This is a genomic window from Streptomyces sp. WMMB303 (assembly GCF_029351045.1).
In the GTDB taxonomy this organism is placed as follows: domain Bacteria; phylum Actinomycetota; class Actinomycetes; order Streptomycetales; family Streptomycetaceae; genus Streptomyces.
The window spans coordinates 6,806,089-6,827,720 of sequence record NZ_JARKIN010000001.1 but is presented as its reverse complement, the minus strand read 5'-3'; the positions used below and the strand labels follow the sequence as shown (position 1 = coordinate 6,827,720).

The 21,632-nt window shown below is 71.8% G+C and carries 17 protein-coding genes and 3 tRNA genes; 8 read left to right on the top strand and 12 right to left on the bottom strand.

The window, feature by feature from the left end:
• Nucleotides 1-30 precede the first annotated feature (30 nt).
• The 7 genes from P2424_RS29585 to P2424_RS29555 form a co-directional block, all read right to left on the bottom strand.
• Entirely contained in the window at nucleotides 31-681 is a 651-nt protein-coding gene (locus P2424_RS29585; protein ID WP_276478717.1) for a response regulator transcription factor, read from the bottom strand.
• Nucleotides 674-2,023, bottom strand: coding sequence for a histidine kinase (locus tag P2424_RS29580; protein WP_276478716.1), 1,350 nt, complete (start codon nucleotides 2,021-2,023; stop codon nucleotides 674-676). The genes P2424_RS29585 and P2424_RS29580 overlap by 8 nt, the downstream gene beginning before the upstream one ends.
• Before the next feature lie 156 nt (nucleotides 2,024-2,179).
• Nucleotides 2,180-3,010 carry an ABC transporter permease gene (locus tag P2424_RS29575; RefSeq protein WP_276478715.1) on the bottom strand — a complete coding sequence of 277 codons (831 nt, stop codon included), beginning with the start codon at nucleotides 3,008-3,010 and terminating at the stop codon, nucleotides 2,180-2,182.
• Nucleotides 3,007-4,071: an ABC transporter ATP-binding protein gene (locus P2424_RS29570; protein ID WP_276478714.1), complete on the bottom strand. Its 1,065-nt coding sequence runs from the start codon at nucleotides 4,069-4,071 to the stop codon at nucleotides 3,007-3,009. Before P2424_RS29570 ends, P2424_RS29575 begins: the two co-directional genes overlap by 4 nt.
• Nucleotides 4,072-4,347: 276 nt before the next feature.
• Nucleotides 4,348-4,420: transfer RNA gene (locus tag P2424_RS29565), tRNA-Gly, on the bottom strand.
• Between the two features lie 79 nt (nucleotides 4,421-4,499).
• Nucleotides 4,500-4,571 (bottom strand) — tRNA-Gly (locus P2424_RS29560).
• A 300-nt stretch (nucleotides 4,572-4,871) separates the two neighbouring features.
• On the bottom strand, nucleotides 4,872-5,189 hold the full coding sequence (locus P2424_RS29555) for an Lsr2 family protein (RefSeq protein WP_026004379.1): 318 nt from the start codon (nucleotides 5,187-5,189) through the stop codon (nucleotides 4,872-4,874).
• A 346-nt stretch (nucleotides 5,190-5,535) separates the two neighbouring features.
• On the opposite strand from P2424_RS29555, the gene purS reads away from it, so the two are divergent.
• The 6 genes from purS to purM all read left to right on the top strand — a co-directional run bounded on the left by purS (nucleotide 5,536) and on the right by purM (nucleotide 12,605).
• Nucleotides 5,536-5,865: a phosphoribosylformylglycinamidine synthase subunit PurS gene (purS, locus tag P2424_RS29550; protein WP_276478713.1), complete on the top strand. Its 330-nt coding sequence runs from the start codon at nucleotides 5,536-5,538 to the stop codon at nucleotides 5,863-5,865.
• Entirely contained in the window at nucleotides 5,862-6,545 is a 684-nt protein-coding gene (gene purQ, locus P2424_RS29545) for a phosphoribosylformylglycinamidine synthase subunit PurQ (RefSeq protein WP_276478712.1), read from the top strand. Before purS ends, purQ begins: the two co-directional genes overlap by 4 nt.
• The gene (gene purL / locus P2424_RS29540) at nucleotides 6,542-8,812 is read left to right on the top strand and encodes a phosphoribosylformylglycinamidine synthase subunit PurL (protein WP_276478711.1); all 2,271 of its coding nucleotides are present in this window, start codon (nucleotides 6,542-6,544) and stop codon (nucleotides 8,810-8,812) included. The genes purQ and purL overlap by 4 nt, the downstream gene beginning before the upstream one ends.
• Nucleotides 8,813-8,925: 113 nt before the next feature.
• Entirely contained in the window at nucleotides 8,926-9,753 is an 828-nt protein-coding gene (locus P2424_RS29535; RefSeq protein WP_276478710.1) for a sterol carrier family protein, read from the top strand.
• A gap of 53 nt (nucleotides 9,754-9,806) precedes the next feature.
• Nucleotides 9,807-11,357, top strand: a complete 1,551-nt coding sequence (purF, locus tag P2424_RS29530; protein ID WP_276478709.1) for an amidophosphoribosyltransferase — start codon at nucleotides 9,807-9,809, stop codon at nucleotides 11,355-11,357.
• Nucleotides 11,358-11,537: 180 nt separating this feature from the next.
• Nucleotides 11,538-12,605: a phosphoribosylformylglycinamidine cyclo-ligase gene (gene purM, locus P2424_RS29525; protein ID WP_276478708.1), complete on the top strand. Its 1,068-nt coding sequence runs from the start codon at nucleotides 11,538-11,540 to the stop codon at nucleotides 12,603-12,605.
• A gap of 165 nt (nucleotides 12,606-12,770) precedes the next feature.
• Here the strand turns inward: purM and P2424_RS29520 are convergent, their stop codons facing one another.
• Nucleotides 12,771-13,031, bottom strand: coding sequence for a DUF3073 domain-containing protein (locus P2424_RS29520; RefSeq protein WP_276478707.1), 261 nt, complete (start codon nucleotides 13,029-13,031; stop codon nucleotides 12,771-12,773).
• 294 nt (nucleotides 13,032-13,325) lie between these two features.
• Nucleotides 13,326-14,450 carry a Glu/Leu/Phe/Val dehydrogenase dimerization domain-containing protein gene (locus tag P2424_RS29515; RefSeq protein ID WP_276478706.1) on the bottom strand — a complete coding sequence of 375 codons (1,125 nt, stop codon included), beginning with the start codon at nucleotides 14,448-14,450 and terminating at the stop codon, nucleotides 13,326-13,328.
• Between the two features lie 201 nt (nucleotides 14,451-14,651).
• Here P2424_RS29515 and P2424_RS29510 point away from each other — a divergent pair, with 201 nt between their 5' ends.
• Both P2424_RS29510 and bldC read left to right on the top strand, forming a co-directional pair.
• The gene (locus tag P2424_RS29510; RefSeq protein WP_276478705.1) at nucleotides 14,652-15,527 is read left to right on the top strand and encodes a hypothetical protein; all 876 of its coding nucleotides are present in this window, start codon (nucleotides 14,652-14,654) and stop codon (nucleotides 15,525-15,527) included.
• Nucleotides 15,528-16,074: 547 nt separating this feature from the next.
• On the top strand, nucleotides 16,075-16,281 hold the full coding sequence (bldC, locus tag P2424_RS29505; protein WP_019355084.1) for a developmental transcriptional regulator BldC: 207 nt from the start codon (nucleotides 16,075-16,077) through the stop codon (nucleotides 16,279-16,281).
• Nucleotides 16,282-16,731: 450 nt separating this feature from the next.
• On the opposite strand, the gene P2424_RS29500 is transcribed toward bldC, so the two are convergent.
• From P2424_RS29500 to hrpA, 3 genes are all read right to left on the bottom strand, one after another.
• Nucleotides 16,732-16,902 carry a DUF6274 family protein gene (locus P2424_RS29500; protein WP_276478704.1) on the bottom strand — a complete coding sequence of 57 codons (171 nt, stop codon included), beginning with the start codon at nucleotides 16,900-16,902 and terminating at the stop codon, nucleotides 16,732-16,734.
• Nucleotides 16,903-17,108: 206 nt separating this feature from the next.
• Nucleotides 17,109-17,183, bottom strand: a tRNA-Asp gene (locus P2424_RS29495).
• Nucleotides 17,184-17,270: 87 nt separating this feature from the next.
• Nucleotides 17,271-21,386, bottom strand: a complete 4,116-nt coding sequence (gene hrpA, locus P2424_RS29490) for an ATP-dependent RNA helicase HrpA (RefSeq protein ID WP_276478703.1) — start codon at nucleotides 21,384-21,386, stop codon at nucleotides 17,271-17,273.
• Nucleotides 21,387-21,632: the final 246 nt, after the last annotated feature.

Sequence of the window (21,632 nt, the reverse complement as noted above, 5' to 3'; positions counted from 1 at the left end):
GAGGCGGTGCCGGACCGCGTCCCGCGGGTCTCAGATCCAGCCTCGTGCGCGGGCTGACCGGGCGGCCGCGTGCCGGTTCTCGGCGCCCAGCTTCGCCGCGGCGGCCGACAGGTAGTTGCGGACGGTCCCCTGGGTCAGCGACGCCTGCTCGGCGATCCGGGCGATCGGCGCTCCGTCCGCGGCCAGTTCCAGCAGCTCGGCCTCCCGGGCCGACAGCGGCGAGTCCCCCGCGCTGATGGCGTCGGCGGCCAGCTCGGGATCCACGTACCGGCTCCCGCCGTGCACGCTGCGGATGATCTCCGCGAGCTGTTGGGCGGACGCCGTCTTGGGGACGAAGCCGCGGACGCCCGCCGCCAGCGCCCGCTTGAGGTGCCCCGGCCGGCTGTGGCTGGTGACGATCATCGTCCGGCAGTCCGGTACCGACTCCCGCAGCGTGGCCGCGACCCGCAGGCCGTCGGCGCCCGGCATCTGCAGATCGAGCACGGCCACGTCCGGGCGGTGCGCCCTGGCCATGGCCAGCGCCTCGGGTCCGGAGGCCGCCTCGGCGACGATGACCAGATCGTCCTCCAGCGCCAGCAGGGCGGCCAGTGCCCCGCGGATCAGATGCTCGTCGTCGGCCAGCAGCACCCGGACGGCCTCCCCGCCGGACGCGGCAGGCACCTCGCCGGATTCCTCACCCATGGTTCTCCCCCCTCGCCGAACCGGTCCCCTCACCGACCGCGGCGTCGGCGAGGCCGGGCGCCCCCGCACCCGGCCCCGCCTCCTCCGGCCCCGGCGGCGGTCGCCGACTCCGGGAGCCGGACGCCGGGATCTCGGCCCGCAGCCGGAAGAGCCGGGCCGTCTCGTCGCGTTCCGCGGTCAGCGTGCCGTCCACGGCGGCCAGCCGTTCCCGGAGGCCGGTGAGCCCGCTGCCGGCCCGGTCCTGGTCCGTCCGCAGCCCGTCGTTCTCCATCACCAGCGCGGTGGCGTCGGCCGCGTCGCGGGTCAGCCGGATCACGCAGCAGCTCGCCTCGGCGTGCCGCAGCACGTTGGTGGCCCCTTCGCGCACCACCCAGCCCAGCGCCGCCTGCGCGTCGAGCCCCAGGCCCGGCTGCGCGGACTCGATACGGCAGTCCACCCCCGCCGCCCGCAGTACCGCGCGTGCCCCGGCCAGTTCGGTCTCCAACCCCGCCTCGCGGTAGCCGCGGACGACGGCCCGCACCTCCGTCTGCGACTTGCGTGCGAGCTCCTGCACCTCGCGCATCTGCTCGGCGGCCGAGGCGGCGCCCCGGCGGGCGAGCTGGGTGGCCAGCTCGCTCTTGAGCGCGATGACCGACAGGTCGCGGCCCATCACGTCGTGCAGGTCGCGGCTGAAGCGCAGCCGCTCCTCCGCGACCGCGAGCCGCGACTGCGCCTCCCGTGCCTCGTCGAGCTCCCGCATCACCGCGAGGTACCAGGCCGAGCAGCGCGGCGAGAAGATCCCGACCAGCCCGCCGATCACCAGGACGAACAGCGTGCCGAGCAGCGCCGGCCAGGTCGCCCCGGCCGCGGCGAACGCGGCGGTGATCAGCACGCAGCCTCCGGCGGTCAGGGCCGCCGAGCGGCGGGGCGGCACGGTGAGCCCGTAGACGCCCGTCAGACTCGGGAGCCCGGCGAACAGCGCCATCGCGGGCCCCGGATTGTCGTTCGCCGCCCAGCCCCGCGCGATCAGGAACGTGACCAGCGCCGTGGTGAGCAGGAACGTCACGAGTCCGGCGGCCGGCAACCGGCGCGGCGGCTCCTGCTCGGTGCCCAGATAGGTGTCGAGACCGCGCCGCAGGCCACGCACCCCGAGCAGGCACTGCAGAAACCCCAGCACGACGACGGCCCCCTCCAGGACCGCCGCGGGCTGCGGTCCCGCCACCTGCACCCCGAACTGCGGCATACCGCTCACGTAGAAGATCCAGGGGGAGAGCAGCAGCAGCCAGTACGTCGAGGCCTCGACCTGCTGCAGCTTGCTGCGCCGCTGCCACTTCCGCCGCTTCTCCCGGCCCCAGTGGATCATCGGTGGCCCGCCTCCCGTTCCGGAGCACGCCTTCTTTCGTTCCGGCGCACTCCGGCCACCGTAAGCGGTGCGGGGCCCGATCGGGAGGTCGACCGCGAGGAGCTGCCCCGGCCCCGGCCCCGGCCCCGGGGCCGGGGCCGGGGCCGGGGCAGCCGGTCAGCGGCGGGGCTCCCACCGGAACCGCTTGCGCACCAGGTATCCGCCCAGCGCCGTCCAGGCCACCGCGACCGCGAGCGCCCGCAGCGTCTCGGGGCCGCTGAGCTGCTCCGTCCAGCCGCTCCGCAGCAGGTCCATGACCGGCGTCATCGGCAGCCAGCGGCAGAACTCGGCGATCCGGTCGGGGTAGATCTCCAGCGGGATGAAGACCCCCGAGCCCGCGAACGTCGCCAGCATCAGCGGCATCGGGGTGAGCTGTGCCAGCTCCATGGTGCGGGTGAAGGCCGAGGAGGCGGCGGCCAGCGTCGCCATCAGCAGCATGCCGAGCAGCAGCCCGGCCACCAGCAGATCCGGCCGAGCCGGCGCTCCCACGTCCAGCAGCGCGGCCCCGCCCGCCAGCAGCAGCACCGACTGGAGGACCCCGATGGTGACGGACGGCAGCGCCGCCGCCCCGAGGATCTCCAGATCGTCCGCCTCTCCGGTGCGCAGCCGCTTGAGCACCAGCTCCTCGCGGCGGCCCACATAGACGCCCACGAGATTGCTGTAGATGGCGAACAGCAGCACCATGCCCACCGCGCCCGGCAGCACGGTGGTGCCCACCGAGAGTCCGGTGCCGGACAGATCGGCCTGGGCGGCGGTGGACCTCAGGGAGAAGGCCATCGCGGTCGGCAGCAGCAGTGCGATGAACAGCGCGGACCGGTTGCGCACCAGCAATGTCAGCTCCGCGCGGGCCAGCGCCCGCACCCGGCGCGCCGACAGCCTGCGCCACGCCCCCGCAGGGGTGTTCCGCACCGGCTTCCCGGCCGGTGCCGTGGTCGTCGTCCCGCTCATGCCCGAACCCCCGTCCTCGCGCCGGCCCCGGTGCCGGCGCCGGTCGTCGTGCCCGTTCCGTCGTCCGCTCCGGCCTCGGTGCCCGTTCCGGTGTCCGGACCCGTCCGGTCCGGGCCGGATTCCGGCCGGTTGCCCGCCTCGGCGATCTCCAAAAACGCCTCCTCCAGCGAGGCCGACCGGGCCTGCAGTCCCTCCAGCGTGATGCCGGACTCGCGGGCCCATACCAGCAGCTCGGTCAGCGCCCACTGCAGCTCGTGCGTCCGCACCGCCACCGTCCGGCCGTCCACGGCGGCCGGTACGTTCAACGGCAGCCGCTCGGCGGGGACGCCGCGGGGGAGGCGGAAGGTGATCCGGGAGGGGCGTTCGGCCACCACCTGTTCGGGGGTCCCCGAGGCCACGATCCGGCCGGCTTGCATGATCGCCAGCCGGTCCGCGAGCTGCTCGGCCTCCTCCAGATAGTGGGTGGTCAGCAGCACCGTGGTGCCTTCGGCCCGCAGGTTGCGCACCAACTCGGCGGTGTCCCGGCGCCCTTCGGGGTCCATGCCGGTGGTCGGCTCGTCCAGGAAGAGCACCTCGGGCCGTCCGGTCAGCGCCAGTGCCAGATCCAGCCGCCGCCGTTCGCCGCCGGAGAGCTGCTTGACCCGTACGCCGGCCCGGCCACCGAGCCCGACGATCTCCAGTGCCTCCTGCGGCGGCCGGGCCTCGCTGGTGACGCCGGCCCACATCGTCGCGGTCTCCGCGACGGTGAGTTCGGAGGGGAAGCCGCCTTCCTGGAGCATCACTCCGGTACGGGGGCGGACGAAGGCGCGTTCGCCGTACGGGTCGAATCCCAGCACCCGTACGGTGCCGGCGCTGGGACGTGCCAGCCCCTCCAGCACCTCCACGGTGGAGGTCTTGCCGGCCCCGTTGGTGCCCAGCAGCGCGAAGATCTCCCCCTCCCGCACCGAGAACGACACGTCCCGTACCGCCTCGAATCCTTGCTCGGTCGCGCCGGTGCGGCGCCCGGACGTGGCCCGGCCCGCATAGCGGCGCTTGAGTCCTTCGACCTCGATCGCGTCCATGCCTTCAGGTTTCCGCCGGTCAGGGCGCGAGGGCAGTGCGCGCGGTCATGGGTGTGGATGACGAATGTCATCGGAGGGCGGCGGACGTCGGAGGCCGGGCGGACCGGTGAGCGCCGTCGCGCGGGCGCGGAGCCGGGAGCACGGACGCGCTGCCACGAGACGTCCGGTCACGAGGAGTCCGGCCCGTCCGGTCACGAGCGGCCGTCCGGTCACCAGCAAGCACGAGCACGAGAAACGGCCCCGGTCCGAGGACCGGGGCCGTTTCCTACCGAAGTGAGCGGACGACGAGGCTCGAACTCGCGACCTCAACCTTGGCAAGGTTGCGCTCTACCAACTGAGCTACGTCCGCATTGCCCCCACCCGGCTTTCACCGAGTGGTGCGACCAATACTCTACCTGATCGTTTCCGACCGGAGGTCCGTACTGGAGAGCGGGTGACAGGAATCGCACACTGCGCCTCCCTCTTGGAAAGAGGGCGCTCTACTACTGAGCTACACCCGCACGCTTGCTTGAGGTCTTCCCTCGGGGGCTTCCCTCGCGGCGTGCCTTGACTCTAGCCGATCACCCGGGGTCCCTGGCAAGTCGAGCCCCGAACCGGCCCGTTCCGGTTCGTCACGCCCATGGGGGACACTCCGGACCGACCGCCGCCCCGCTTTCGGGGCCCGTGACGCGGGGAGCGCGGGGAGGGCGCCGCGGGTGTCGCCGGGCGGGGGAGGGCCGGCCCGACCGCGCGGCGCGCGACCGGCGCGGCCCGACCGGTTCGACCGGGGCGGCCGGGGCGGCCGGGGGCGGGCCGCCGGGTCAGCTCGCGGCGCGGAACGCCTCGTAGACCTTCTTCGGGATGCGCCCGCGGGCCGGGACGTCGAACCCGTTGGACTCCGCCCAGGCCCGCACCGCGCGCGGGTCGGGGTCGATCGACGTCCGGCGGTAGGTCTTGCCGGAGCGCGCCCGCTTGCGGCCGGCCTCCACGAAGGGGGCCAGCTCGGTGCGCAGCTGCTTCGCGTTCTCGGCGTTCAGATCGATCTCGTACGTCTTGCCGTCGAGGCCGAAGGAGACCGTCTCCGCGGCTTCTCCGCCGTCGATGTCGTCGGAGAGCATGACCACTACGCGCTGTGCCACGGATATCGGTCCTTCCTGCAGGATCACGAAAGGGGGTCCCCCGGCATTGCGGCTTCCTCGGCAAGCCCCCGCCGATCGGCGGGTATGCAGGCGAACCCGAGTAGGAGACGGGTTCATATTCAACTGTGTGCGACGCTTCGGCACCGGAGTGCAAAGGGCGCACAAAGATTGTGGCCCACGGAATTGAGTTCCGCTTCCGGCCGCAATCGGGACCCTACTTTTTTCCTGCCGTTTTTCCCAGTGCTTCGTGAAGTCCCGGTGCGGCCGGCCGAGATATCAACGCGCGTAGATCCTGGCGCCGGGTACGCTGGCCAGCGCAGCGCCCCGCTAAGCACTAGGAGTACCTGTGGCTCGCGTCGTCGTCGACGTCATGCTGAAGCCGGAGATCCTCGACCCCCAGGGACAGGCGGTGCAGCGCGCACTGCCCCGGCTGGGTTTCGAGGGCATCTCCGATGTCCGCCAGGGCAAGCGCTTCGAACTCGAAGTGGAGGGCCCCGTCGACGCGGACGCCCTCGCCCGCATACACGAACTCGCCGAGACGTTTCTCGCCAACACCGTGATCGAGGACTTCACCGTCCGCGTCCAGGACGCGGACGGCAGCGAGCGCCCGGCCGGTGACGGGGACCCGCACGGCGGCGACACCGGGAACGCGACATCCGAGGGAGCAGTCGCGTGACCACCCGTATCGGCGTCGTCACTTTCCCCGGCTCCCTGGACGACAGCGACGCGCGCCGCGCCGTGCGTATCGCCGGCGCGGAACCCGTCGCCCTCTGGCACCGAGACGGGGACCTGCGCCGGCAGCAGGTGGACGCGGTCGTGCTGCCGGGCGGATTCTCCTACGGCGACTATCTGCGGTGCGGCGCAATTGCCCGCTTCTCCCCCATCATGGAGGCGGTTGTCGAACAGGCGAAGGCCGGAATGCCGGTACTCGGCATCTGCAACGGTTTCCAGGTCCTGTGCGAAACCCATCTCCTGCCGGGCGCGTTGACCCGCAATGATCATCTGCACTTCGTCTGCCGGGACCAGCGGCTCCGGGTCGAGAACCCGGAGACCGTGTGGACCGCGGACTACGCCGAGGGCCAGGAGATCGTCGTTCCGCTGAAGAACGGCGAGGGCGGCTACGTCGCCGACGAGCGCACCCTGGACGAGCTGGAGGGGGAGGGCCGGGTCGTCGTCCGCTACCTCGGCGGCAACCCCAACGGCTCGCGCCGGGACATCGCCGGAATCACCAACGGGGCCGGGAACGTGGTCGGCCTCATGCCGCATCCGGAGCACGCGGTCGAGGCCCTCACCGGGCCGACGACCGACGGGCTCGGATTCTTCACCTCGGCCTTGAAGAAGCTGGTCGCCTCATGAGTTCCCACCCGCTCGACACCGTCAAGCACGCCGAACAGACCCCCGACACCGCGCTCCCCTGGGCGGAACTCGGTCTCAAGCAGGACGAGTACGACCGCGTCCGGGAGATCCTCGGCCGCCGCCCCACCGGCGCCGAGCTGGCCATGTACTCCGTGATGTGGTCCGAGCACTGCTCCTACAAGAGCAGCAAGGTGCATCTGCGGCAGTTCGGCGAGAAGGCCCCGACCGAGGGCCCGGGCGCCGAGGCGATGCTCGTCGGCATCGGCGAGCAGGCCGGGGTGGTGGACGTCGGCCAGGGCTACGCGGTGACCTTCAAGGTCGAGTCGCACAACCACCCCTCGTACGTCGAGCCGTACCAGGGCGCGGCCACCGGTATCGGCGGCATCGTCCGCGACATCATCGCCATGGGCGCCCGCCCGGTCGCGGTGATGGACCCGCTGCGGTTCGGCGCCGCCGAGCACCCCGACACCAAGCGGGTGCTGCCGGGGGTCGTCGCCGGGATCGGTGGCTACGGCAACTGCCTGGGCCTGCCCAACATCGGCGGCGAGGTCGTCTTCGACCCCTGCTACCAGGGAAACCCGTTGGTCAACGCCTTGTGCGTGGGGGTGATGAAGCACGAGGACATCCACCTGGCCAAGGCCGCGGGCACCGGCAACAAGGTCGTCCTCTACGGCGCGCGGACCGGCGGCGACGGCATCGGCGGCGCCTCCATCCTGGCCTCCGAGACCTTCGACGCGGAGAAGCCCAGCAAGCGCCCCGCCGTGCAGGTCGGCGACCCCTTCCAGGAGAAGCTGCTCATCGAGTGCACCCTGGAGGCGTTCCACGCCGACCTGGTCGTCGGCATCCAGGACCTGGGCGCCGCGGGGCTCTCCTGCGCCACCAGCGAGCTGGCCTCCAACGGCTCCGGCGGTATGCAGGTGGAACTCGACACCGTGCCGCTGCGCGACTCCTCGCTCTCCCCCGAGGAGATCCTGATGTCCGAGTCCCAGGAGCGGATGTGCGCGGTCGTCGAGCCCGACAAGGTCGACCGCTTCCTGGAGATCTGTGAGAAGTGGGAGGTCACCGCCACCGTCGTGGGAGAGGTGACCGACGGCGACCGGCTGGAGATCTTCTGGCACGGCGAGAAGATCGTCGACGTCGACCCGCGCACGGTCGCGCACGAGGGCCCCGTCTACGAGCGCCCCTACGCACGCCCCGACTGGCAGGACGCGCTGCAGGCCGACGACCCGGCCGGGCTGCCCCGGCCGGCGGACGGCGAGGAGCTGCGGGCCGCCGCGCTCGCCCTGGTCGGCTCCCCGAACCAGGCGGCGAAGTCCTGGATCACCGACCAGTACGACCGCTACGTGCTCGGCGACACGGTGCTGGCGCAGCCCGAGGACGGCGGCATGATCCGGATCGACGCGGAGACGGGTCTGGGCGTCGCCGTCGCCACCGACGGCAACGGCCGGTACGCCAAGCTCGACCCCTACGAGGGCGCGCGGCTGGCGCTCGCCGAGTCGTACCGCAACGTCGCCGCCACCGGCGCGCGTCCGCTGGCGGTCACCGACTGCCTCAACTTCGGCTCCCCCGAGGACCCCGCCGCGATGTGGCAGTTCGCCGAGGCGTGCCGCGGGCTCGCGGACGCCTGCCGGGAGCTGGGCACCCCGGTCACCGGCGGCAATGTCTCGCTGTACAACCAGACCGGCGAGGCCGCCATCCACCCGACCCCGGTGGTCGGCGTACTGGGCGTCATCGACGACGTCGCCCGGCGCACCCCGATGGCGTTCCGCGACGAGGGCCACCTCGTCTACCTGCTGGGCGACACGCACGAGGAGTTCGGCGGTTCGGCCTGGTCCCAGGTCGCGCACGGCCATCTGGGCGGCCGCCCGCCGCGTGCCGACCTGGAGCGGGAGCGGCTGCTGGCGCAGATCCTGATCTCCGCGTCCCGCGACGGCATGGTCGACGCGGCGCACGACGTCTCGGACGGCGGCGTCGTCCAGGCCCTGGCCGAGTCCTGCCTCAAGGGCGGCAGGGGTGCCCGGATCGTCGTCCCGGACGGGCTCGACCCCTTCGTCTTCCTCTTCTCGGAGTCGCAGGGCCGGGCGCTGGTGGCCGTGCCGCGCAGCGAGGAGGTCCGGTTCACCGACATGTGCGCGGCGCGCGGGCTGCCCGCGGCGCGCATCGGCGTGGTGGACGGGGAGGCGCTGGAGGTCCAGGGCCAGTTCTCGCTTCCGCTGGCGGAGCTGCGGCGCCACCACGAGGCCACGATCCCGGAGCTCTTCGGCTGATCGGTCCCGGCCCTGACCGACGGGCCGAGGCCCGTCCCGGCCCCGGCCCGCGCCCTCCCGCCCTCCGCAGGGCGGGAGGGCGCGGAAGTGTGCGGCCCGCTAATCTCACGCGTATGCCGCCCGCCCGACGCACCGCCCCGACCGGAAGAGACCGGCGTACCTACGACCCGACCCGCGTCCGCACGGCGCTCATCAACCAGGTCGAGGCCGTGGCCGACGCCGCGCACCGCCTCGCACCGGAGCAGCACGCCCTCCCGTCCGGGCTGCCCGGCTGGGATGTGCACCACCTGCTCGTCCACCTCGCCCGGCAGATCGACTCGGTGCCCCGCCTGCTGGGCAGGCCGGGGACGGAGGTCTCTGGCCAGGCCCCGCAGGTCACCCTCTCCCGGTGGGCCCTCGCGGCGGCGACCCGCGCCGAGGTGCTGGACGAGGAGACCCGTGCGGAGGCGGTGGCCTCGCCCGACGGCCCGGAGCGCATCGACCGGGCCGTCGCCGATCTGGAGCCGGTCCTGGAGTCCTGTGTGCGCGAGGACCTGCTGGTCCCGCACGCGTTCGGCACGATGCGGATGCTCGACTACACCGTGACCCGGCTGGTGGAGCTGGTGGTGCACAGCGACGACCTGGCCCGGGCCACCGGGCTGCGGATCGCGTTGGACCGGCAGGCGACGGCGGCCGCGGTCCGGCTGCTCGCGGACGCGCTGGCGGCCAAGGCGCCGGGCGCCTCGGTGGAGGTGCGGATCCCGCCGTTCGCCGTCGTCCAGGCCGTCGAGGGGCCCCGGCACACCCGCGGCACCCCGCCGAACGTCGTCGAGACCGACCCGCTGACCTGGCTCAGGCTGGCCACCGGCCGGGTCGCCTGGGCCGAGGCGCTGGCCGGCCCGCAGCTGACCGCGAGCGGCGCCCGGGCCGATCTGTCGCCGGTGCTGCCGGTACTGGGCTGAAGGTCACAGGTCCCGGGTTCGGCGTAGCCGGTGGCTGGCCGTAGACTCGAAGCGTGCCACGTGGTGACGGAAAGCTCAGCCACGACCTCCTCCCCGGTGAGAAGGGCCCTCAGGACGCATGCGGCGTCTTCGGGGTCTGGGCGCCGGGGGAAGAGGTCGCGAAGCTCACGTATTTCGGCCTGTACGCCCTGCAACACCGCGGTCAGGAGTCCGCGGGCATCGCAGTGAGCAACGGTTCCCAGATCCTGGTGTTCAAGGACATGGGCCTGGTCTCACAGGTCTTCGACGAAACCTCCCTCGGATCCCTGCGCGGCCACATCGCCGTGGGTCACGCGCGCTACTCGACGACAGGCGCCTCGGTCTGGGAGAACGCCCAGCCCACGTTCCGCGCCACCGCCCACGGTTCGATCGCCCTGGGTCACAACGGCAACCTGGTCAACACGGCGCGGCTGGCGGAGCTGGTGGCCGAGCAGGCCGATGTGCCGGGCGGCCGGGCCACCCAGGTGGCGGCCACCAACGACACCGACCTGGTCACCGCGCTGCTCGCGGGCCAGACCGACGCGGACGGCAAGCCGCTCACGGTCGAGGAGGCGGCGCCGCTGGTGCTGCCGCAGGTCAGGGGCGCGTTCTCGATGGTCTTCATGGACGAGGACACGCTCTACGCGACCCGGGACCCGCAGGGCATCCGGCCGCTGGTGCTCGGCCGCCTGGAGCGCGGCTGGGTGGTGGCCAGTGAGACCTCGGCGCTGGACATCGTCGGCGCGAGCTTCATCCGGGAGATCGAGCCGGGCGAACTGGTCGCCATCGACGAGGACGGACTGCGCAGCCAAAGGTTCGCCGAAGCAAAGCCGAAGGGCTGTGTCTTCGAGTACGTCTATCTGGCCCGCCCGGACACCGACATCGCGGGCCGGAACGTGTACCTCTCCCGGGTGGAGATGGGCCGCAAGCTCGCCGCCGAGGCCCCGGCCGACGCCGACCTGGTGATAGCGACCCCGGAGTCCGGCACTCCCGCCGCGATCGGCTACGCGGAGGCCAGCGGTATCCCGTACGGCTCCGGCCTGGTCAAGAACAGCTACGTGGGCCGTACCTTCATCCAGCCCTCGCAGACCATCCGCCAGCTCGGCATCCGCCTCAAGCTCAACCCGCTCCGGGAGGTCATCCGGGGCAAGCGGCTGGTCGTCGTGGACGACTCGATCGTCCGCGGCAACACGCAGCGCGCCCTGGTGCGGATGCTGCGCGAGGCCGGGGCGACCGAGGTGCACGTGCGGATCTCCTCGCCGCCGATCAAGTGGCCCTGCTTCTTCGGCATCGACTTCGCCACCCGCGCCGAACTGATCGCCAACGGGCTGTCGACCGATGAGATCGGCAAGTCGCTGGGGGCCGACTCGCTCTCCTACATCTCCACCGACGGGATGATCGAGGCGACCACGATCCCCAAGGACCAGCTCTGCCGGGCCTGCTTCGACGGGGAGTACCCGATGGAGCTGCCCGACCCCGAACTGCTGGGCAAGCACCTGCTCGAAGCCGAGGCGGGCTCCGACGTCGACGGCGTCAACACCCTCGCCTCGGGTGTGGGTGCCGCGGACGCGCTGAAGCGTCCCTAGCTGCCCGCGTCGCCCCGCCCGCACCGTGCGTACCCCGCCCCGTCCCGCCGCGTCCGGCCACCCGCTGCCCGCGGTGCCGTCGGGCGCGGGGGCGGCGGGGCACCGGACCCGCGGCGCGGCGGCCTGCCGGCGGTGCCGGTCCCGCTCCCCCTTCCGCACCCCCACACGAGAGACGTACCGATGACACACAGCGAAGGCGTCAGCTATGCCGCCGCCGGCGTCGACATCGAGGCCGGCGACCGTGCCGTGACGCTCATGAAGGAGTGGGTCGCCAAGACCCGGCGCCCCGAGTCGATCGGTGCGCTCGGGGGCTTCGCCGGTCTCTTCGACGCGTCCCGGCTCAAGGGCTACGCGCGCCCGCTGCTCGCGTCGGCCACCGACGGTGTCGGCACCAAGGTCGCCATCGCGCAGCGCATGGACGTGCACGACACGATCGGCCACGACCTGGTGGCGATGGTCGTGGACGACCTGGTCGTCTGCGGTGCCGAGCCGCTGTTCATGACGGACTACATCTGCGTGGGCAAGGTCGTCCCCGAGCGGGTGGCGCACCTCGTCAAGGGGATCGCCGAGGGCTGCGTGCTGGCGGGCTGCTCGCTGGTGGGCGGCGAGACGGCGGAGCACCCGGGGCTGCTGGGGCCGGACGAGTACGACGTGGCGGGTGCGGGCACCGGCGTGGTGGAGGCCGACGCGCTGCTGGGGCCCGATCGCATCCGTACGGGGGACGTGGTGATCGCCATGGCCTCCTCCGGGCTTCACTCGAACGGGTACTCGCTGGTGCGGCACGTGGTCTTCGACCGCGCCGGCTGGGAGCTGGACCGGCAGGTGCCCGAGTTCGGCCGCACCCTGGGCGAGGAACTGCTGGAGCCGACGAAGATCTATTCGCTGGACTGCCTGGAGCTGACCCGCACCACCGAGGTGCACGCGTTCTCGCACGTCACCGGGGGCGGACTGGCCAGCAATCTGGCGCGGGTCGTTCCCGAGGGGCTGCACGCCGCCGTGGACCGCTCGACCTGGACACCCGGCGCGGTGTTCGACGTGGTCGCCGGAGCCGGCGGGGTGGCGCGGGACGAGCTGGAGAAGACCCTGAACATGGGCGTCGGCATGGTCGCCGTCGTGCCCCGCGCTTCGGTGGACAGCACCCTGGCGACGCTGGCCGACCGGGGCGTGGACGCCTGGGTGGCGGGGGAGATCACTGAACGCGGGGACCGCACGGAAGCGGTCACCCTCACGGGTGACTATGCACGCTGAGCGTTCTCCGGCGGGCACCGTGCGGCCTCCGTGGGCGGCTGCCGCCGGACGGCTGCCCGAGCGGCCCACCAGTTCCGCGGCGCGCGTCGGCTCCGTGCCGCGGGGCCCCGGCGCACGCCAGAACCCGGTCCGGCGACCGCCGGACCGGGTCAGTACGGGCGAACGTCAGGCGCCGCGGCGCTTCGACCGGGGGTCCGACGACCCGGGCGCACCCGCGTCGTCGTCCTCCTCTTCGTCGTACAGATCCACGTACTGTGCGTACGGGTCGTCCTGCTCATCGTCCTCGAAGCGTTCGCCGTTCGGCGACTCGTTCGATGTCGATGCGCCCAGCTCCTCGGCCAGGCGCGATAGGTCTGTCCCGCCAGTGTTGTACTTCAGCTGGCGGGCGACCTTCGTCTGCTTGGCCTTGGCCCGGCCGCGCCCCATGGCTCGACCCCCTCAACGACGGGGCTCGACGGCCCCAGAGTCTTGACACGCGTTCATGGTTCATAGCGGCCTCTCGAGCGAGAGACCGGTACTCAGGGCTTCAACGGTACCTGCTTCCGCCGCCGTACGGTACGTCGCCCGCATGACGCGGCCGCCGTCCGACGCGCCCGTCGACCCTTCTCGTGCTGGTCAGTGGTGATTTTACCTTCCTGTAGCGGAGGGACCCGCCGCGGGGTGGTGAGACCACTGTCACGGTGGTTCCCTCCGCCGTCCACCGGGCTGTTCCCGGCTGCGTCAGCGGCTCATGCGCTGTTCGGCGAGCCGGTCGGCGGCGACGACCGGAGGAACTCCGTCCGCTTCCGCCCGTTCGAAAATGGCCACCGTCGTCGCGTGGATCTTCTCCGCCTTTGCCTTCGCACGTGCGAAATCAAAGCCGTGGAGCTCGTCCGCGACCTGGATCACGCCGCCCGCGTTGACCACGTAGTCGGGCGCGTAGAGGATGCCGCGCTCGGCCAGGTCCTTCTCCACCCCGGGGTGTGCGAGCTGGTTGTTGGCGGCGCCGCAGACGGCCGCCGCGGTGAGCACCGGCACCGTCTTCTCGCTCAGCGCGCCGCCCAGGGCGCACGGCGCGTACAGGTCCAGCCCCTCGGTGCGGATCAGCGCGTCGGTGTCGGCGGCGGCCGACACCGGGGCACCCGGATGCGCGGCCAGCACCGTGCGTACCGACTCCTCGCGGACGTCCGTGACCACCACCCGGGCACCGTCCTCCAGCAGGTGTCCCACCAGGTGCTTGCCGACCTTGCCGACCCCCGCGATCCCGACCAGCCGGCCGCGCAGCGTGGGCGCGCCCCAGAGCTGCTGCGCACAGGCCCGCATGCCCTGGAAGACGCCGAAGGCGGTGAGCACCGAGGAGTCGCCCGCGCCGCCGTTCTCCGGCGAGCGGCCGGTCGTCCAGCGGCACTCCCGGGCCACGACGTCCATGTCCTGCACATAGGTGCCGACGTCGCAGGCGGTCACATAGCGTCCGCCGAGGGAGGCGACGAAGCGGCCGTACGCCCGCAGCAGGGCTTCGGTCTTGATCTGCTCGGGATCACCGATGATCACAGCCTTGCCGCCGCCGTGGTCGAGACCGGCCAGCGCGTTCTTGTAGGACATCCCGCGCGCGAGATTCAGCGCGTCGAGTACCGCGGCCTGCTCGGGGTCGGCCGAGCCCGGGTAGGCGTGGAAGCGGGTGCCGCCCAGCGCCGGACCGAGCGCGGTGGAGTGCAGCGCGATGACGGCCTTCAGTCCGCTGGGCCGGTCCTGGCAGAGCACGACCTGCTCGTGTCCGCCCTGTTCGGAGCGGAAGAGCGTGCTGATGACCGGGTCCCCGGCGGGGGCTCCGGCGGGAACGCTTGCAGAAGGTGATACCTCGATCACGGTAGTGACTCCTGGAATCGCGTCGTAGCCCTCGGCGGACGCGCCGCTTGTGGCAGTCGTAGCCCGGGGAGGGCCGGTCGGGAAGCAGCGTACGACCTGCGCGTCACGGGCACGTTGCGGTCCCACGATCGGGGTAGTCAACTGTCTCCCAGGCTCGCTCATGAGACCGGCATGTGGAGGCGTGGAGCTTGGAGGCAATGCGTGGCTGAGAATGCGTCCGTCGTCGTCCCGTACGCGGCGTACCTGCGGGTCTACGAACCGCTGGCGGCCTTCCCCGAGCCGGAGCGCTCGCACTGGATCGCGTATGCGAAAAAGCGGCCCCTCCCGACCGCGCAGGACGAAATCCGCCGCGCGCTGGCGGACTTGATCCCGGTGCCGCCCGTGGCGGTGCCGGCCGGCGAGAGCGCCGAGGCGTTCGTGACGGAGGTGGACGGCGTCACGTGCGTCTGCCCCTGGCGCACCCGGCTGCGGAGCTGGCAGGCCCTGGCCGCCCTCACCCAGGCCGCCGAGGACCGGGAGATCGACCTGCCGCAGTCGGTGCTGGACGCGGCGCTGCCGCCGGTGGTGCGGCGGCAGGCCGTGGCCGACTACGAAGAGTGGCGGGAGCGCAACCCGGACGCGCGGCCCTGGATCCGTACCGCGCTGTGGCATGTGCCGGTGCGCTGGTTCGTTCTCTTCGACGACGAAGAAAGGGAGTTTGCGAAGCCGGAATCCGGTCAGAAGAGCGGACAGCAGTTCGTTTTCCGTTATCGCACGCCCATGGTCCAGGCGAGGCGCCGCCTCGCCCGCGGTCTGAAGGTGCTCCGCGAGGAACTGGAGGAGGGACCGCTCGTCGAGGGACTGATCGACGTGGGCCGCTGGCTGGAGGAGTTCCATCCGCGCTCTCTGGTCGAACTGGACTACGGCGGGCTGGCCCACGCCATCTCCGAGGAGCAGTTGGCGGGCGACCGCTCCGCCGCCGATGTCGCGGAGGGCCTCGCGGCTCTCCGCGCCGGCGACGGTGAGCGTGCCGGTGCGGCCTACGAGCGGCTGACAGCGCGCTGGAGGGCGGTTCGCCAGCTCCAGTACGCGAGCTGAGGCGCGCCGCCCCCTGCCGGGCGTCCGGGGCCGCTTCCGGGCCGCTTCCGGGTCCGGGGCGGGGGAGCGGCGGCCGTCCGGAGCGGGCCCTGTGGGAGGAGTGGGACCTACGTCCCGAACCGGGTGATTGCCTCAAGCGTGACGGATTGCACTTAAACGGGTCTTGCTCTCAGAGCTACCCCTCGTGTCAAAATAGGACAAGGAGTCCGCACGGGGCTCCTTCCGTCCAACTAAGGGCGGATAGATCGGTATTGCGCTCCTTGGTGGGTCTGATGCCCCTTGCTCCCTGTTGTGACTGATCGTCACAGGGGGGTGACTGTCCGCTATGGGACGGTCCATCGGCTTCCGCCGAGGTTGAACACCTGAGAGGGCAATTCCATCGGTTTGGCCGACGTGGCTGGACAGATGGTGTAGTTGTAGTGCCGAGGACAAGCCGTTCGTCCTATAACCGACTCGGCTCGCGTCCGCCATATCGGGCAACGCGGGTCAAGGTGCAGAATTTAGAGGAAAGAACCGTGATGGTTCGGTTCTCCCGAGGAGGCCGCTCATGACCGCTCGCACCCCTGATACCGAGCCGCTGCTGACCCCGGCTGAGGTTGCCACGATGTTCCGCGTGGACCCCAAGACGGTCACGCGCTGGGCAAAGGCGGGCAAGCTCACGTCCATCCGCACGCTCGGAGGGCACCGCCGCTACCGCGAAGCGGAGGTTCGCGCCCTGCTCGCGGGTATCCCGCAGCAGCGCAGCGAAGCCTGATCAGGGTTCCTGAGCAGGCGCAACAGCACCACACAGGGGCGTTTTCCGGGGCCCCACCCCACGATTCGCCCACTGCGCACCACGCGGCCGAACCGCTGCCCCAACAGCGGCTCCCCGTTGATCGCGCTGGACTCCGCCGGGTCCAGCGCGATCTTTTTTGTGTCCGCGAACCAGTGTCCCGAATCGCTGTGCCAGGGGCCGTTCGATGCGTGCTCTCCGGCCGGCCTGCTGCGCCGTCCTGCGCTTCGACGGGTGCCCCTGAGTGGTTGTGCGCGCGGCTGTGCGGTCGGTTCCGTGCCCGGTGCAATTGCACATATTAAATTGAGGCTGTCTGAGGGGTGCTCAAGTTCCCGCCCGGTACCGGTAGTCCGGGTGATACCCGTCACATCGGGCAGGTGTTGTGATGATCACTCTCGGTGCGGTAGTGGGCCAACGACGGTGCCTCGTCCGTCACTTGCGTTTCCGGCCGGCCTTCCCCGGGCCCGCCATCGCCAGCCGCAGCAGTCGGTGGCAGAGCGGACAGTGCCGGGCCGCATGGCGTCGCCGCCCCGCGGTCGCGAGATGAGCCCGCAGGAGTGCTCGCGCTTCCTGCCGCGCTCCGTGCGCGGATTCCTCGATCACGGGTCACCTCCTCCCGTGCCAGGACTACCCCCCGGCCCCCGGCCCGTCAAACATCGACGGAGGTTTCGGGACGGCCGAGGCCCCGGGGACGGCAGGGTTCCGCGGCGGCAGGGGCTTCCGGGAGATCCGGGTGACAGGGCCCGCGGCGGAGCCGACGAACGCGAGAGAGCCCGGCAGTCGAAGACTGCCGGGCTCTCGAATCGATGCGGTCCTGACGGGATTTGAACCCGCGGCCTCCACCTTGACAGGGTGGCGAGCACTCCAAACTGCTCCACAGGACCTCGCGAGATGGAACTCTACAGCAGGTCAGGGGCCGGGAGCGAATTCACCCTGAGTGGTATCGCGGCCACCCGCGGTGTGTGGATCCGTCATGGGGCCGCGGCGTCCACCGCCTTCACGATCCGCTTGTCGGAGACCGGGTATGCCGTGCCCAGAGCGTGGGCGAAGTAGCTGACCCGCAGCTCCTCGATCATCCACCGGATCTCCCGCGCCGCCTGCGGCACCGCACGCCCCGGGGGGAACTGCTCGAGCAGCCAGAGGTATTCGTCCCGCATCTCGTGCACCTTGGCCATCCGCGTCCGATCCCGTTCCACATGGTGCGGAAGCTGCTGGAGGCGCCGGTCGGCGGCGACGAGGTAGCGCATCAGATGCGGCAGCCGGGCCGCACCGTGCTCGGCCACGAAACCCGGCTTGATCAGCTCCGCGAGCTGCTGCCGGACGTCCGCGACGGAATCGGCCAGCACCGGGCTGGTCGTCGCGCGCAGCCGGCCCTCGCACGAGTGCCAGGCCGCCAGCACCTCCTGCACCTGCTGCACCGTGCGCAGCGTCGCGTCCACCACGTCCGTACGGACGGCGTCGAACAGCTTGCGGAAGGACTCCTCGTCCCAGGCCGGTCCGCCGTGCGCCGCCACCAGCCGGTCCACCGTGGCCGCCACACAGTCCTCGAACAGCGCCTGCACGCTCCCGTGCGGCGACCGGGACAGGGCCAGCTTCTGCTGATTGCCCAGCTTCGACTGCGCGAACTTCGTCGGATCGGAGGGCAGGTTCAGCAGGATCAGGCGCCGGGTGCCGCGCCACATCGCGGTGTGCTGCTCCGCCTCGGTGTCGTACAACCGCACCGCCACCGAGGAGCCCTCGTCCACCAGCGCCGGGTACGCCTTCACCGGCTGCCCGGCGCGCCGGGTCTCGAAGGTGCGGGGGAGCGCCCCCAGCGTCCACTGCGTCAGCCCCGTGCGCTGGAGCGCCGGTGCCTGCGCCGGTGCCTGCGCCGGTGCCTCCTCGCGGGCCGGGGTGCCGTCCTCGGCGGCCCTGCGGCCCTTCTTGCGCGCGGCCCGCGCGGACGAGTCGAACGCCCGGGAGATCGCCGTCTGCGTCTGCGACTTGAGCCGGACCTGCAGCGCCTCGACGTCCTTGCCCTCCGCCAGCGTGCGGCGCCGCTCGTCGGTGACCCGGAAGGTGACCTTCAGATGGTCGGGCACCTTGGCCGGATCGAAGTCCTGGGCCGTCAGGGGGACCCCGACCCTCCGCTGCAGCTCCCGCGCCAGCGTCCACACCAGCGGCTCGGGCTGCGGCGAGGTGCGGCGCAGGAACTCCCTGGCGTGATCGGGAGCGGGGACGTAATGCCGCCGGATCGCCTTGGGCAGCGAGCGGATCAGCTCGGTGACCACGTCCTGGCGCAGCCCGGGGATCTGCCAGTCGAAGCCCTCGGCGGTGACCTGGTTCAGCACCTGGAGCGGCACGTGCACGGTCACCCCGTCCGCGTCCGTTCCCGGCTCGAACTGGTACGTCACCGGCAGCGCGAGGCCGCCCTGCCGCCACACGTCCGGGTAGTCGGCGGCGGAGACCTCCTCGGCCCGGTCGCTGATGAGCATCGACTTCTCGAAGTTCAGCAGATCGGGCTCTTCGCGGCGTTTCTTCTTCCACCAGGAGTCGAAGTGCGCCCCGGAGACGACGTGGTCCGGCACCCGCTGGTCGTAGAAGTCGTACAGCGTCTCGTCGTCCACCAGGATGTCGCGGCGCCGGGCGCGGTGCTCCAGGTCCTCGACCTCGTCCAGCAGCTTGCGGTTGTCGTGGAAGAACTGGTGATGGGTCCGCCAGTCGCCCTCCACCAACGCGTTGCGAAGGAACAGGTCGCGGGAGGTCTCCGCGTCGATCCGGCCGTAGTCGACCTTCCGCTGGGCGACGATCGGCACGCCGTACAGCGTCACCCGCTCGTAGGCCACCACCGACGCCTGCTTCTGCTCCCAGTGCGGCTCGCTGTAGGTGCGTTTGACCAGATGCTGCGCCAGCGGCTCGATCCACTCGGGCTCGATCCGCGCGTTGACCCGCGCCCACAGCCGTGAGGTCTCCACCAGCTCCGCCGACATCACCCAGCGCGGCGGCTTCTTGAACAGCGCGGACCCGGGGAAGACCGCGAACTTGGCGCCGCGCGCCCCCAGATACTCGTTCTTGCCGGAGTCCTTCCCGCCCTCCAGCCCGCCGCCCTTCAGCCCGACGTGCGAGAGCAGACCCGCCAGCAGCGACCGGTGGACGGCGTCGGGCGCCGCCTCCTGCCCGGCACCCGGCTCCGGCCCGCGGCCCCCGGCCGAGTGGACCTTCAGCGTCCTGGCGACCTGGCGGAGCTGGCTGTGGATGTCCTGCCACTCGCGTATCCGCAGGTAGTTGAGGAACTCCGCCTTGCACATCCGGCGGAAGGCGGAGGACGACAGCTCACGCTGCTGCTGGCGCACATAGCGCCACAGGTTGAGGAACGCCAGGAAGTCGCTGGTCTCGTCCTTGAACCGGGCGTGCTGCTGGTCGGCCTGCTGCTGCTTGTCCGAGGGCCGCTCCCGCGGATCCTGGATGGAGAGCGCCGCCGCGATCACCATCACCTCGTGCAGGCAGCCGTTCCGGTCGGCCTCCAGCACCATCCGGGCCAGCCGCGGGTCGACGGGCAGCTGGGACAGCCGGCGGCCCAGCGGCGTCAGCTTCCGCGTCTTCGCCTCCAGCGCACCCAGCTCCTCCAGGAGCTGCACGCCCGCCTTGATGCTGCGGTGGTCCGGCGGATCGATGAACGGGAACTTCTCGATGTCCCCCAGCCCCGCGGCCGTCATCTGCAGAATCACCGAAGCCAGGTTCGTCCGCAGGATCTCCGGGTCGGTGAACTCGGGCCGCGCGAGGAAATCCTCCTCCGAGTAGAGCCGGATGCAGATGCCGTCCGACGTCCGGCCGGAGCGGCCCTTGCGCTGGTCGGCGCTCGCCTGGCTGACCCGCTCGATCGGCAGCCGCTGCACCTTGGTGCGGTGGCTGTAGCGCGAGATGCGGGCCGTACCCGGATCGATCACGTACTTGATGCCCGGGACCGTCAGTGACGTCTCCGCCACGTTCGTCGCCAGCACGATCCGGCGCCCCGAGTGCGGCTGGAAGACCCGGTGCTGCTCGGCGTTGGAGAGCCGCGCGTACAGCGGCAGCACCTCGGTGCCGCCGCCGGGGCGCGGGCCCTGGCCGCGGGCGAACTTCTTCTCCAGCGCATCCGCCGTGTCCCGGATCTCCCGCTCACCGGAGAGGAAGACCAGGACGTCGCCGGGACCCTCGGCATGCAGCTCGTCCACCGCGTCGCAGATGGCCGTGACCTGGTCCCGGTCGCCGCCGCCGGTCCCGGCCGCCTCGCCGTCCTCCCCCTCGTCGCCGCTCCCCGCGCCCTCCTCCAGGGGCCGGTAGCGCACCTCCACCGGATATGTCCGGCCGCTGACCTCCACGATCGGCGCGTCCCCGAAGTGCCGCGAGAACCGCTCCGGATCGATGGTGGCCGAGGTGATGATCACCTTCAGGTCCGGCCGCTTGGGCAGCAGCTGCGCCAGGTACCCCAGCAGGAAGTCGATGTTCAGGGAGCGCTCGTGCGCCTCGTCGATGATGAGCGTGTCGTACTGGCGCAGCTCGCGGTCCTGCTGGATCTCCGCCAGCAGGATGCCGTCCGTCATCAGCTTGACCAGCGTGTGGTCCTGCACCTGATCGGTGAAGCGCACCTTCCAGCCGACCGCCTCGCCGAGCTGCGAGCCGAGCTCCTCGGCCACCCGCTCGGCGACCGTGCGCGCCGCGATCCGGCGCGGCTGGGTGTGGCCGATCACACCGCGCAGGCCGCGGCCCAGCTCCATGCAGATCTTCGGGATCTGGGTCGTCTTGCCGGAGCCCGTCTCGCCCGCGATGATCACCAACTGGTGGTCGCGGACCGCGGCGAGGATCTCGTCCTTCTTCTGACTGACGGGAAGCTGCTCGGGATAGGTGATCGGCGGCACCGTCTCGCGGCGGGCCGCCACGCGCAGCTCGGAGGCGTCCATCGCCGCGGAGATCTCCGCGAGCACGGCCGCGCGGGCCTCCCCTTTGCGGATCTTCCGGGCGCCCGCGAGTCGGCGGCCCAGCCGGTGCTGGTCGCCGAGCATCAGATGCGGGAGGCGCTTCGACAGCTCCTGGGGGGAGGGGGCGGGGGTCTGGGTGGAAGTCGACATACCACGTCAAGGATCGCACCCCCGGGGAGCGGGTGGCGAACGGTTTGCAACCGGGGGCGAGGCTTCCGCGTCGGTGTACCCGAAGGACACCGGCCCCGTCCCGCCCGGGCGGGGCACGCCGGCGCGGCTCACGCGGCGGGGCACCGGCCCGCCGCGGGGCGCGGCGGACGGGACGGACGGGGGGCCGAGGTGCGGGGGACCGAGGTGAACCCGGGGTGCGCCGCGCCCTCGAGGAGCCCGCCGAGC

What these genes read in the sequence shown, in the direction of transcription:
- P2424_RS29585 (WP_276478717.1), bottom strand. Translation starts at nt 681, where the DNA reads ATGGGTGAGGAATCCGGCGAGGTGCCTGCCGCGTCCGGCGGGGAGGCC.
- P2424_RS29580 (WP_276478716.1), bottom strand. Translation starts at nt 2,023, where the DNA reads ATGATCCACTGGGGCCGGGAGAAGCGGCGGAAGTGGCAGCGGCGCAGC.
- P2424_RS29575 (WP_276478715.1), bottom strand. Translation starts at nt 3,010, where the DNA reads ATGAGCGGGACGACGACCACGGCACCGGCCGGGAAGCCGGTGCGGAAC.
- P2424_RS29570 (WP_276478714.1), bottom strand. Translation starts at nt 4,071, where the DNA reads ATGGACGCGATCGAGGTCGAAGGACTCAAGCGCCGCTATGCGGGCCGG.
- purL (WP_276478711.1), top strand. Translation starts at nt 6,542, where the DNA reads ATGAGTTCCCACCCGCTCGACACCGTCAAGCACGCCGAACAGACCCCC.
- P2424_RS29535 (WP_276478710.1), top strand. Translation starts at nt 8,926, where the DNA reads ATGCCGCCCGCCCGACGCACCGCCCCGACCGGAAGAGACCGGCGTACC.
- purM (WP_276478708.1), top strand. Translation starts at nt 11,538, where the DNA reads ATGACACACAGCGAAGGCGTCAGCTATGCCGCCGCCGGCGTCGACATC.
- P2424_RS29520 (WP_276478707.1), bottom strand. Translation starts at nt 13,031, where the DNA reads ATGGGGCGCGGCCGGGCCAAGGCCAAGCAGACGAAGGTCGCCCGCCAG.
- bldC (WP_019355084.1), top strand. Translation starts at nt 16,075, where the DNA reads ATGACCGCTCGCACCCCTGATACCGAGCCGCTGCTGACCCCGGCTGAG.
- hrpA (WP_276478703.1), bottom strand. Translation starts at nt 21,386, where the DNA reads ATGTCGACTTCCACCCAGACCCCCGCCCCCTCCCCCCAGGAGCTGTCG.